Origin of the sequence: Geosporobacter subterraneus DSM 17957 (genome assembly GCF_900142145.1) — a bacterium.
In the GTDB taxonomy this organism is placed as follows: domain Bacteria; phylum Bacillota; class Clostridia; order Peptostreptococcales; family Thermotaleaceae; genus Geosporobacter; species Geosporobacter subterraneus.
Genome location: NZ_FQZV01000010.1, coordinates 53,436 through 65,770, shown reverse-complemented (window position 1 = coordinate 65,770; position 12,335 = coordinate 53,436). Strand labels below are relative to the sequence as shown.

The 12,335-nt window shown below is 42.7% G+C and carries 9 protein-coding genes and 1 riboswitch; of the genes, 6 read left to right on the top strand and 3 right to left on the bottom strand.

Going from position 1 to position 12,335, the window contains the following annotated elements:
* Positions 1 to 35 precede the first annotated feature (35 nt).
* From BUB56_RS04585 to BUB56_RS04565, 5 genes are all read left to right on the top strand, one after another.
* Positions 36 to 332, top strand: a complete 297-nt coding sequence (locus BUB56_RS04585; RefSeq protein WP_110940196.1) for a hypothetical protein — start codon at positions 36 to 38, stop codon at positions 330 to 332.
* Positions 333 to 492: 160 nt separating this feature from the next.
* Complete coding sequence (locus tag BUB56_RS04580; RefSeq protein WP_190014203.1) at positions 493 to 2,286, top strand: lytic transglycosylase domain-containing protein; 1,794 nt, start codon at positions 493 to 495, stop codon at positions 2,284 to 2,286.
* A 386-nt stretch (positions 2,287 to 2,672) separates the two neighbouring features.
* Positions 2,673 to 4,814, top strand: coding sequence for a transporter substrate-binding domain-containing diguanylate cyclase (locus tag BUB56_RS04575; protein ID WP_190014201.1), 2,142 nt, complete (start codon positions 2,673 to 2,675; stop codon positions 4,812 to 4,814).
* Between the two features lie 44 nt (positions 4,815 to 4,858).
* Positions 4,859 to 5,037, top strand: a riboswitch (cobalamin riboswitch).
* A gap of 101 nt (positions 5,038 to 5,138) precedes the next feature.
* Positions 5,139 to 6,188: a nicotinate-nucleotide--dimethylbenzimidazole phosphoribosyltransferase gene (cobT, locus tag BUB56_RS04570; protein ID WP_110940193.1), complete on the top strand. Its 1,050-nt coding sequence runs from the start codon at positions 5,139 to 5,141 to the stop codon at positions 6,186 to 6,188.
* A gap of 416 nt (positions 6,189 to 6,604) precedes the next feature.
* Positions 6,605 to 8,341, top strand: coding sequence for a glutamine--tRNA ligase/YqeY domain fusion protein (locus BUB56_RS04565; protein WP_110940223.1), 1,737 nt, complete (start codon positions 6,605 to 6,607; stop codon positions 8,339 to 8,341).
* 110 nt (positions 8,342 to 8,451) lie between these two features.
* Here the strand turns inward: BUB56_RS04565 and BUB56_RS04560 are convergent, their stop codons facing one another.
* The 3 genes from BUB56_RS04560 to BUB56_RS04550 form a co-directional block, all read right to left on the bottom strand.
* Positions 8,452 to 9,954 carry a sensor histidine kinase gene (locus BUB56_RS04560; RefSeq protein WP_242946221.1) on the bottom strand — a complete coding sequence of 501 codons (1,503 nt, stop codon included), beginning with the start codon at positions 9,952 to 9,954 and terminating at the stop codon, positions 8,452 to 8,454.
* A complete protein-coding gene (locus BUB56_RS04555; RefSeq protein ID WP_110940192.1) occupies positions 9,938 to 10,630 on the bottom strand; it encodes a response regulator transcription factor in 693 nt (230 codons plus the stop codon). Before BUB56_RS04555 ends, BUB56_RS04560 begins: the two co-directional genes overlap by 17 nt.
* A 113-nt stretch (positions 10,631 to 10,743) precedes the next feature.
* Positions 10,744 to 11,217: a DUF4342 domain-containing protein gene (locus tag BUB56_RS04550; RefSeq protein ID WP_110940191.1), complete on the bottom strand. Its 474-nt coding sequence runs from the start codon at positions 11,215 to 11,217 to the stop codon at positions 10,744 to 10,746.
* Between the two features lie 389 nt (positions 11,218 to 11,606).
* On the opposite strand from BUB56_RS04550, the gene thpR reads away from it, so the two are divergent.
* Complete coding sequence (thpR, locus tag BUB56_RS04545; RefSeq protein ID WP_190014199.1) at positions 11,607 to 12,152, top strand: RNA 2',3'-cyclic phosphodiesterase; 546 nt, start codon at positions 11,607 to 11,609, stop codon at positions 12,150 to 12,152.
* The last annotated feature ends 183 nt before the right edge of the window (positions 12,153 to 12,335 follow it).

The following is a 12,335-nucleotide window of genomic DNA, read 5'->3' as shown; positions in this document are numbered from 1 at the left end:
GGTAGTGGAATCATAAAGGGGATGGAACTAGTCTTATGGATGATTTTTTAACCAATGGAAGAACCCGGTCCAGGCGCACGCGGAAAAAAGAAAAAAAGGTTTTACCGTGGCTGACTGTTTTTATTGGCTTACTGGGGATACCCCTTCTTTCACCGCTATATGCATACTTCTACTGGACACCCCTTTATCTGGCAGGGCTTCTGCTCTCAGTCAAAGGCTGGCAAAACAAGAAAAATACCGTTAATTTAATCGGAATCCTATTAAACAGTATCTCACTGCTATGGACCTTGGTGGCCTGGGGATTGGTGATAAGCCTGTGGCTAGGAATATAAAGCGGCAGAGCAGCAGTCTCTGCCTTTTATTTTGGCAGTCTGCCAGCAACCGGCATATCTGCTGTATTGTGACATATATTTAGGATTAAACAATTTCATTCCCAATAAAACAGTATTGCAGGAGAAAACCAAGACCAATCAAATAGAAAGGAATTATAAAATGAGAATAAAAAAATCTTTTATTTCGGTTCCTTTGGTATTAGGTGTTATGATACTGGGGTTAGCTGTATGGATGATAGGAGGTCCTTTGCTGCCTGGAATCAGGGAAGGGCAGGACCGAATTGTACAGGCGGATGGAAGCACTGTCCAAGAGGAAGGTCTTCTAAAGGAGATCTCAATGTTGGAAGTACTAGAAAGGGACCAAAGTAAAGGGACGATCGAGGACTTGAAGGTACTGGCACAAAGAAAAGATGCAGTAGGCTACCGGGCTAATCTTCTGCTGGCAGAGAGGGCAATGGCCTTAAAAGAGGATTCTATCATCTATTACCGTCAGGCTTTGGATTTATATGAAACGAAGGAAGTACGTTACAAGTTAGCAAGGGAACTGTTGATTCAGGGAAAAAGAGAAGAAGCTGCGGAACAATATAAGCTGCTGCTTCCTGACGAAGAGGCTTATTTAGCCTTGCTTCAGATGGAAATAGAACCGGCTGCAATAGGAGAAATGTTGTTGGAACGTAAACAGTGGAAAAGCGCTGCTGATTTTTTAAAGCCTTATTTAGAGAAGGCAGGGGATCATCCGGGAAAATTAATGCTACAAAAGCAGTATGCAAGGGCATTGGGGGAACTGGGACTCTATAAGGAGACATTGCAGGCTTTAGAGCCTTTAATGGCTTCAAATCTATGGGATCAAGAGCTGCAGTGGTGGTATGGCCGGGGGCTGGAGGGGACAAATCAAGGGAAGGAAGCAAAAAAGATCTATCAGTCCCTGGGAGCCCGAGGCGCATATCGGTTGGGCTTGCTGCTGGAAAAGGAAGGGGCATTGGAAACAGCAGCAGCAGTTTTCAGCAGCAGCAATGAAAACCTGTCCCGGTGGAGAGGTGCCCGTCTTTGGGAAGAACTGGGAATGCGGGAAAAAGCGCTGGAGATATATCTGAAACTCTCGAAGGAACAGGATATCCATCAGGATGATGCAGCCTATCGGGCCTATATATTGATGGAACGAATGGGGAAAAAAGATAGGGATACTCTGCTTTCTTTCTTGAAAAAGCATCCTGCTTGGGCTGCCCGTTTGAATAAAAAAGCAGAATGGGAGACGATTCCCGTAGTATCCTATGAAAGACCTGAGTTTATTGACCGGGTAGAAGTCTACCGGGAGAGCGGCAGAGGGAAACTGGCAGATATTGAGTTGTCAATCGGAGAAAGACTGGCAGACAATTCAGCAAAGCTGGCCCTGGGTGATTGGTATCTGGAACAGGAAAGATATTATCAGGCAGTGCTTTGGGGAATCAGAGCCTTAAGAGAGCAGCCCAGCAAGAGGGCCTATGAGCTGGCCTATCAGCGCCCCTATGAGGAAGCCGTAAGAGCTGCTGCAAAGGAATTTAATTTGGATCCTAATATCATCTGGGCAGTGATGCGGGAAGAAAGTCATTATAGAGCCGAAGTATACTCTCCTGTAGGTGCAGTGGGATTGATGCAGGTTATGCCTGCTACTGGAAAGGATATTGCGGGACGGCTTAAGGTACCCTTTGAAGATGGGGATTTGTTAAAGCCGGAAGTGAATATCCGTTTTGGCGCATACTATCTGCGCTCGATGCTAAAAATGTTTGGAGACGATGAAGATAAAGCATTGGCGGCCTACAATGGAGGCCCGGGGAACGTACGGCGTTGGAGTGAAAGCAAGCTTGGAAAAACAAAAACTGACTTTCCTACCGCCATTACTTTCCAAGAAACCAGGGAATACATTACGAAGGTAAAGAATACCCATCATATCTACCGATGGCTTTATGAAAAATAGCATATGGAATAAAATAGGAAACAGCCAAAAATTGGCTGTTTTTCATATAATAGGAAAGTTCTGCTTTCCTATTATATGAAAAAAGGGGTTGTAGGGGATGAAATCCCCTGCCCGCATTTAGGAAGGTGCTCAGGCTGCCGCGCAGCCGTCGAAGGAAACCTAGGGTTTCCTAGCGAAAGCATCGAAGATGCTTTTTTACATATTCATAAACTTTTGCTATTAAATTCATGAGAAATGAAAGTAGGCCTAGATTGTAAAAGATTAGGGAATGTATTATGATAAATAATATACAAATTGTCGAAATTGTAAATATTGTAAAAAAAGTACAACAGAATAGACTTATCAGCAATAAAATGAGCAATACCCACCAAGGGGGAGAGGACTCTGTGAGAAAATATATTTTAATAACTCTGTGTACATTTATGTGTATATTTTTAATAGTAGGAGATGCCCTGGAAGGGGATCTTAAACACTCAGTAAAGTTAACAGATCAGGAGAAGCAATGGCTGCTGGAGAATAAGGGTCGTGTACTGATCATGGGGTTAGTGCCCTATTCAGGGACAGATTATTATCAGTATAACGGAGAAAATAGAGGATATCTGTTGGGACTGCAGAAATCCCTCCAAGAGGAATTGGGTTTAGTGATAAAAATAGAAGCTTCCAAAAACTGGGCCCAAATTTATCAGGGCTTGCAGGATGGGGATATCGATATCCTATGTGGGGCTAACGAAACCCCCGAGCGGAAAAGGTTTATGTCCTTTACCCGTCCGGTCCATAAGTATCCCTATGGGATTATTGGAAAGGCAAACAGCAATATCCATACCATTGGCGACATCGACGGTAAACGGGTGGGATTTATCGATGGCGATGTGGTAGCAGACTTATTGCCTCAAAAATATAAAAACATCAAATATGGGCAAAGAGACTTTGCCACTCAGGAGGAAGGCATCCAAGCTTTACTGGAGGATCGGATTGATGCTTTCATTATAACCGGCGGAGCGGTGATCAATGAATTTATATATCGTTATCCTGATCTAAAGCAGGTTGCATCTATTCGTACCATAACCTCGGATATGACCTTATCCACAAGAAAAGAAGATGAGATCCTGGCACGAATTCTGGATAAGAAAATTGCCCAGATGAATAACACTATACTGCCAAAACTTATCCATGAGGCAGAGGTAGGCTACTACAAAAAAATTATGAACCTCACACCGGAAGAGGTAGAGTGGCTAAAAAAAGATGGGGTAGCAGTTTACGGCATTACCAAGGATTATTTGCCCTTCGATTATTATAAAGACGGTCATTACATGGGCATTAGCGGACAAATCATTCGTGAAATTTCAAGGATTACAGGGATTCAATTTATCGGTAAATATGAAGATTTTGATGTGCTTTATGATCTGCTGGAAAAAGGGGAAATAGACCTCCTAAATATCGCTAAAACAGAAGAAAGAATAAAGCGATTTCATTTTCCGAGACCCTACAGCACAGAACGGGATGTGATCATCGGAAGAAAGGAAAGCGAAGACGTATTGGATGTATATGGTTTGGAAGGCAAAACCGTTGCCGTCATCAAAGGTTTTTGGCATGGAGAGCACCTGATCAAAAACCTTACAGATGTGAAGATTGTTGAAACCAATAATATTCAAGAATCCTTAAGGCTTGTACATAATAAAAAAGTAGACTATCTTATTGAGAACCCTACGGTTGCCCGATACTATATTGAGGACCTGAGACTCTATGATCTGACCGAGAAAGGAGTTACCAGTACAGACTCATACCTATATTATGGGGTTGCCCAAGGCCAGCCGGAATTGGCGGGTATTATCGACAAGGCAATTCCTCTGCTGGACATTGATGCACTTTTCAAAGAAGGATATAGAGAAGTACCTCACCGATACGACCCAGAATCCTATAGACGGCTCATTACACTCATCATAGGCCTAGGTGTGCTGTTGATTGCGGTCATACTCTTTGTCATCAAGCTGATCAATGACCTCATTAAAGAAAAGACAGAAACAGAGCTGCTGCGGCAGCGGGAGCAGTTCTTGTATACCGACGCATTGACAGGACTCTATAACCGAAACTATTTCAACCGGAAGGTTAAGGAGCAAATGGATCAGGAAAAGTATCCTCAGACCGTTATTATCTGTGATATTAATAACCTAAAGATCGTAAACGATCAGCACGGACATCATGTGGGGGACGAACTGCTAAAGACCTTCGCTGATTCTGTCAAGTCTGCCTGTCCTGAGGACAGCGTGATTATCCGGCTGGGTGGCGACGAGTTCCTTATCCTTTTAACCGCTGTAGAAGAAAAGGATATAGAGCAGATAATTGAGGAAATTAAGCAGCTTAATAACAATAAACCTATAACCACCGAAAAGAACAATCAGATTGTAGTGGAATCAGCCTTTGGATTTGCTGCCAGGTATTCTTCTCAGGTACACATAGAGGAACTCATTCAGTTAGCGGATAAAAACATGTACAGCGATAAGAGAAAAGAAAAGAAAAATTATATATAAATATTGACGATTTTGAATATTGTTCGTATAATAAAATTGAAAACAGAATAAGTAAAGCTTTAGGTGCCCCAAAATGTGGGAGAATAGGGAATCGGGTGAAAATCCCGGACGGGCCCGCCACTGTAAAGAGGGAGTAAATGCCAGGAAGCCACCTCACAAAGAGGGAAGGCGGCATAAGACGATGATCTTGAGTCAGGAGACCTGCCTAAAATGAACCAGTCGATTCGTGTGTAAAGTCGGCTCTGGTGAGGATGATGGAAAATCCACGCCTTTTATTGGTGTGGATTTTTTTATTTTTTATTGTATAAAAAAGGAGGCTGTATAATGGAAAGACTAAAACAAACCCTAGAAAAGATTCAACCATTAGACCAACAGGCAATGGAAGAAGCCAGAAATCGGATTGACCACCTGATCAAACCTCAAAGAAGCCTTGGAAAGCTGGAGGATATTGCTGTACAATTATCAGGGATTACGGGAAAGCTGCATCCAAAGCTGGACAGCAAGGCCATTATTGTCATGGCTGCAGACAATGGTGTATGTGAGGAAGGCATATCTGCAGCACCCCAGGTAGTGACACAGATGATGACAGGCTACATCGCCAATGGGGTGAGCGGTGTTTGTGCCTTGGCGGCTCAGGCAAGAGCACAAGTGGTTACTGTCGATATAGGTGTGGCAGGGGAATTATCAGATCCTAAAATTCTACATAAAAAAGTTAAGTTCGGTACGAATAACATTGCAAAGGGCCCTGCGATGACGAGGGAAGAAGCTATAAAGGCCATTGAAGTAGGTATTGAGATTGCAGAGCAGGAAATCCAAAAGGGTAGAAATCTGTTAGGCACAGGAGAAATGGGTATTGGTAATACTACCCCAAGTACGGCTATCCTGTCGGTGATGAGCGGTACAGACCCTGGAGAAATCACAGGTGTTGGCGCCAATCTGCCAAAGGAACAGCTGGATAATAAAATTGCAGTAATACGAAAGGCCATAGAGATCAACAAGCCGGACAAGAGAGATGGTATTGACGTGCTGGCTAAGGTGGGCGGACTGGATATCGCTGGAATGGTAGGCGTGATGCTGGCAGGAGCGGCCAATCGTGTACCTGTAGTGGTAGACGGATATATTTCTACAGCGGCGGCAATCATTGCAGTAACCATTGAACCTAAGGTTCGGGATTATTTGATCTGTTCCCATGCTTCTGAAGAAAAAGGTGCAGCAAAAGCTTCTGCTTTCCTGGGCTTTGAGCCAATGTTAAACCTTGATATGCGGTTGGGGGAAGGTACGGGTGCCGCCTTAGCCTTTAATATCATAGAAGCAGCAGCCTTTATGAGTGAAAAGATGATTACCTTCCAAGAAGCAGGGATTGGTGTAGTTTAAAATTGAAGTGAAATCACATGGTTAGGGGTGCACGTCACAAGCTTACCCATTACACCTGAGAAGGTATTGATGGAAATCATAAAGAAAAAATAGATGATTTGAAACAATAGAACGGGAAAACCGTCCTATTTTGCAATTTTGTAGATTTTTATCTATAGAGGTATAGAATATGCCATAGAATAGAAAAATAGTCACAGGAGGTGTTTTCTGTGACCATAAAAATAACATAGGATGAGGCAGACTGAGGCAAAAACCGTAGCAGTCTGTCTTTTACTATATAGATTAAGAAGGAATATCACAGGGGACTTGCGCATCATGTATACATTGTGTATTATTATAATAAGTTTATGCGAAATTCAAATATTTGATAGATAGATCATAGGAAATTCTACCTGGGGAGGAGTAAAGACATGAGTATGTCAAAGGAAGAACTGAACAGGAATAAAGGAGAGCAAGCAGAGGAAAACGGAAAATCCGGTTTTGTGCCCTCAACCAACTTTATTCAAAGCATTATCAACGAAGATTTAAAAGAGCATGTGTATGATCGTGTACATACCCGTTTTCCACCGGAGCCTAACGGATATCTGCACATCGGACATGCGAAATCCATCGCTCTAAATTTCGGTATTGCTGCTGATAACAAGGGGTTATGCAACCTGCGTTTTGACGATACCAACCCAAGCAAAGAGGAAGTGGAGTTTGTAGAATCCATCCAGGAAGATGTGCGGTGGCTCGGCTTTGATTGGGAAGAGAGACTTTACTACGCTTCCGATTACTTTGAGCAGCTATATGATTATGCGGTACAGCTGATTCAATCAGGCAATGCCTATGTCTGTGACTTGAGTGCACAGGAAATAAGGGAGTATAGAGGTACTTTGACAGAGCCGGGAAAAGAAAGCCCTTACAGAAATCGTTCCGTTGAGGAAAACCTTGACCTATTCCGGAGAATGCGTGCCGGGGAATTTCCTGATGGCTCAAGAGTACTTCGGGCGAAAATAGATATGGCATCACCCAATATGAATATGAGGGATCCTGTATTATACCGAATTATGCGTTCCCATCATCACCGTACGGGAGATGCATGGTGCATCTATCCAATGTATGACTATGCCCATCCGCTGTCCGATGCCATCGAAAATATTACTCATTCCATCTGTACCCTGGAATTTGAAGACCATAGACCTCTTTATGACTGGACGCTGGATACGCTGGGAATCAAACCAAGACCAAAACAAATCGAATTTGCCCGGTTAAACCTAACCAATACCATTATGAGCAAACGTTATCTTAGGGAATTGGTAGAGCAGAACTATGTAGATGGTTGGGATGATCCAAGGATGCCTACCATTTCCGGTCTGAGGAGAAGAGGCTTTACACCCGCATCTATTCGCGACTTCTGCGACCGGATTGGTGTAGCTAAGAGCAACAGCATTGTAGATGTGGCCTTATTGGAGCACTGTATCCGAGAGGATTTGAACAGCAAAGCCCCAAGGGTTATGGCAGTACTGCGGCCATTAAAACTCGTATTGACCAATTATCCAGCGGGTCAGGAAGAGCTGCTGGATGCGGAAAATAATCCTGAAAATCCGCAGATGGGCTCAAGAAAGCTGCCTTTCTCCCGGGAGATTTACATTGAGCAAGATGATTTCATGGAGGATCCCCCTAAAAAATTCTTCCGCTTGGCCCCAGGTCAAGAGGTGCGCTTAAAGCATGCCTATATTATTAAATGTGAAGAAGTCATTAAGGATGAAAGCACAGGAGAGATCCTGGAACTTCGCTGCACCTATGATCCTGAAACAAAGAGCGGTGGAGCCAACAGCGGCAGGAAAGTAAAGGGGACCTTACATTGGGTATCTGCTCTTCACGGTCTGCAGGCTGAAGTCCGCTTATATGACTATCTGATTTTAGATGAAGAACAAAAGAAAGACGAGGAAGTGGCTGATTGGAAGGAGCGATTAAATAAAAACTCCTTAGAAAAGCTGACAAACTGCTATGTAGAATCCAATCTTGCCGGTGCAGAACCAGGCAGCCGTTATCAGTTTCTGCGTCAAGGCTACTTCTGTGTAGATACCAAAGAATCCTCCAGGGATAAGCTGATATTCAACCGAATTGTTGGATTGAAGGATTCCTGGTCAAAAATTACAAAAGCATAATGCAAGATGCCCTTGGAAAATATTTTTCTAAGGGCTTTTTATATAAGAGGACTCAATTGTGGGCAGGCACAGAGACCTGCCCCTACAGTAAAGGCATGATAGGAAGACAATTATTTCACAGGCAGAGTGATTCGTACAGTGGTACCTGCCTGCAGAGTGCTGTCAATCTCAATTTTTCCCTCATGCTTGTCGACGATGAGCTTGGCAATGGACAATCCCAATCCATGTCCGCCGCTTTCCTTGGTCCTGGATTTGTCTGCGCGATAGAATCTGTCAAAGACATGAGTCAAATCCTCCTTAGGGATGCCCTGACCTGTATCGGTGACCTCAAGGATGAGCTGCTTTTTTCGCAGATAAGAAGAGATTTTGATGCTTCCATTTTCCGGTGTATATTTTACACTATTGTCTACCAGTATGCGAAGAGCCTGCTTTAACAGCTTTCGATCTGCATTAAGCCGCATATCATCAGCCACTGTGGTGTAAATCTGATGCTTGCTGTCAATCAATCGGGTTTCCTTGGCGATTTCCTCAATGAGTTCGCTCAGGAGAAAATCTTCTTTTTCCAGCTTCAACAAATTTTTATCATTTCTCGCCAGAAAAAGCAGCTTTTCTGTTAAATCCTTCATATTTTCTGACTCGCCCTTTATAGCACTGATAGATTCCTCTAAAACCTCCCGATCGTTTTTGCCCCAGCGGTCCATGAGACTGGCATATCCCTGTATGACTGATATGGGGGTGCGCAATTCATGGGAAGCATCTGAAACAAAACGGTTTTGCTGCTCATAGGAGGCTTGAATACGGTCAATCATGGCATTAAAGGTTTCTGCCAGGTCTTTTAATTCATCCTGTGAACCCCCTACATCCAAACGCATGTCTAAATCCTGAATGGTGATGGCCTTAACGGTTTCTGTCATCCTGGCGATGGGGCTGAGCATTCGTCTGCTGACCTTGGACCCTATCAGGGTGGTAATGAGGATTCCAATACCGTTGGTAAAGAGCAGTATTACAAAGAGAATGGCAATATAGCCATTTTCCCGGTCTAAATCCTTATAAACCTGTAGATAGACATTTTCTCCTTTCCATAGGATCTGCCGATTGGACAATATGATTTGTCCGGCTTCCAGCTTCAACAAAGAAGGCGAAACCGGGCCTTCTAAAAATCCCTTAGTATTCGCTTTTGATGTACTATTGTAGAGGGATTTTCTTTGAGGATCAAAGATGGAGATGGATGTATTATTGCGCCGGGCCAATTCCTCCAAGGGTGCCTGGGGGATCTCCTGATTTTGGTGAAGATAATCTTCCACAATCCTGCTGGTGGTATCTACCGATTGCCGTACCTGTTCAAATAGGAAAAAACGAAAGCCCAGCAATATCATAGTGGTGGATAAAAACAGCAGCAGTGCGATGATAAAGCTGTACACCACCGTGATCTTGAAGGTAATAGAGAAGCGAAACAGCTTTTTAAATTTTCCCAGGGCAGGACTTAATACCTTTCCCAACAGAGTGAAGATGCCCTTTAATAGGAAAGGAATAATTTTCAGAATGAATTTTAGCAGCAGCCAGAGCCAGATCAATAGTTGCTTAAGGAATCCTGATTTATTTTTGCGGTTCATCTTTTAAAAGATATCCCACCCCTCGTATGGTATGGATTAGTTTTTTATTATACTTTTCATCGATTTTGCTGCGCAGATAGCGAATATAGACATCTACCACATTGGTATCTCCTAAATAATCATATCCCCATACGGTTTCTAATATTTTTTCCCTGGTTAATACAATATTTTGATTTTCTATAAGGTACTGAAGCAGGTCAAATTCCCGTTTGGTTAGCTCAATAGGCTCCTGATTGAAGGTAACAAGGTGTTTATCCAAATCCAGCAGCAGACGGTTGCAGTGCAGTGCTTTTGTTGAAGCGGGGACTGCACGCTTTCTTTTTAAGGCTACACGGATACGGGCCAGCAGCTCTTCAATGGCAAAGGGTTTTGTAATATAATCATCGGCGCCAAGATCCAAGCCCATAACCTTATCGGTGATTTCATCTTTTGCGGTCAGCATAATGATCGGTACCTCAGAAGATTGGCGAATACGACGGCATACCTCCATGCCGTTTAAGCCTGGAAGCATTACATCTAAGAGCACTAGGTCGATATCCGGCTGCAGGGCTTTTTCTAAACCGCTTCTGCCATCATGGGCCTGTTCCACCTGATAGCCCTCATATTTCAACTCCAGCTCTATAAATCTGGCAATTTTCAATTCATCTTCTATCAGCAGTATTTTATAGGATTCCATTTAAATGCCCCCTCAGGTCGAAGGTTTTCTTTTTCTCAATTATAACGTATTTTTTCACAGAAAACATAGATAAAACCTTTAACTTAAAGAAAAAACCTACACGTTTATGTAGGTTAATGCTTCTCTTCTGCCGGTTGATCCTCAGAAGTAAATTTTTCTGCTGCGCTGCTGACTGCAGAGGACATTTTATTCAAAATTTGATTGACCTCTATATCTTTACCGTCTTTTTTTTCGATTCGTATTTTGTGATTGGTCAGAAGTGCTACAGGAATACCTACGATGACAACGGGAGTCGCTACGATGGTGATCAATACTGCAGCAGTCATAGGAATGTTGATCAGATTATCCTCTTTTCCTGCGATAACCAGCTTTGTTTCATTTCCTTTTTTGATCACGGTTTTAACCTTGCTGCAGAATTTACTTTCACAGGAAGCCTTTTTCTCCGGTTTTACCTTATGACCCTGCTCTAAGTATACAAGTGCATCTACGATATCATTGTTGCAGCGTTCTAGTGCTTCCTTGGCATCCTGGTAGCTTACGTTTGCCCTTTCCCTCAATAAATCAATTTTTTCCAATGTAATACTCATAATAGATCCCTCCGTTTATTTTTTTTAGGAAACCCTCTCTGAGTTGCCAAAGCAATGCTTTAGAAGGATTTTCCCTTTCCATGCTTTTATTATAAGCGGCACCGATTAGAGGATTCTTAAAGAAAGATTAGAATTAGATTAGAAAAAACAGGTTTAGACCCATAGAATATTAAAAAATATGCTATCCTAATGGTAGGAGGCTATCGCTATAGTTTCTAAAATGGCTTTAATATAAATACATGACTGAGAATTCTAATGAATATTCGGAACGACGAGGGCGTCGATCCCTACATTTCTATTGAGATTTGTGTAGGGAACGGTCTCTGTGCCGTTCCATTGAATGTTAAATTTCTTAATCACACATCTATATAGAAAAGAGGATGAAGAAAATGCGCGTATTTATTGCCATAGAGCTGGAGGATGAAATAAAACAATATCTAAGCCAGCAACAGAGTATCCTCCAGAAGTACAGCAAGAAGGGAAACTTTACAAGAACAGAGAACTTACATTTAACTTTGCGGTTTATTGGCGAAGCTGATCTCCAAGGGCTTGAAAAGATAAGTGCAGCTATGGAGAGGGCTGTGAAGGGTAAAACAGCCTTTACAATGAAACTGGGACCATTAGGAGAGTTTCCCAGAGGAAATAAGCGAATTGTATGGATGGGAATCTCAGATGGACTCCGCCCCCTAAAGGATTTGTTTGAGGATCTGGAGTCTGCTTTAGAGGAGCAGGGATTCTCCAGAGAGAGTAAAGAATTAACCCCTCATATTACTTTGGGAAGGGAAGTAGTACTGGATAAAAAAATCTGTGATCTAGAAAAGGAAATAGATCCCCAGCCAATGGAACTCAGGGTAACCAGGATTTCACTCATGGAAAGCACACGGGTGAATGGCCTGTTGCGGTATTTACCAATCTTTATCAGTACATTTAAGTGACGGCGATAGTTGAAATGCTAAAAGATAAATGTAGGGAACACCCCCTGTGGAGGCCACTGAAAAAGTTCAGGTTCTGTCATTCTGAGTGAAACGAAGTGGAATGAAGAATCTTTAAAAGCGCTTAATTACTCAGATCCTTCGCTGGGCTCAGGATGACAAACTCGAATTTTTGCCGTATTTTTG

Coding starts and splice junctions, on each gene's coding strand:
- BUB56_RS04585 (WP_110940196.1), top strand. CDS start 36: ATGGATGATTTTTTAACCAATGGAAGAACCCGGTCCAGGCGCACGCGG.
- BUB56_RS04580 (WP_190014203.1), top strand. CDS start 493: ATGAGAATAAAAAAATCTTTTATTTCGGTTCCTTTGGTATTAGGTGTT.
- cobT (WP_110940193.1), top strand. CDS start 5,139: ATGGAAAGACTAAAACAAACCCTAGAAAAGATTCAACCATTAGACCAA.
- BUB56_RS04565 (WP_110940223.1), top strand. CDS start 6,605: ATGTCAAAGGAAGAACTGAACAGGAATAAAGGAGAGCAAGCAGAGGAA.
- BUB56_RS04560 (WP_242946221.1), bottom strand. CDS start 9,954: ATGAACCGCAAAAATAAATCAGGATTCCTTAAGCAACTATTGATCTGG.
- BUB56_RS04555 (WP_110940192.1), bottom strand. CDS start 10,630: ATGGAATCCTATAAAATACTGCTGATAGAAGATGAATTGAAAATTGCC.
- BUB56_RS04550 (WP_110940191.1), bottom strand. CDS start 11,217: ATGAGTATTACATTGGAAAAAATTGATTTATTGAGGGAAAGGGCAAAC.
- thpR (WP_190014199.1), top strand. CDS start 11,607: ATGCGCGTATTTATTGCCATAGAGCTGGAGGATGAAATAAAACAATAT.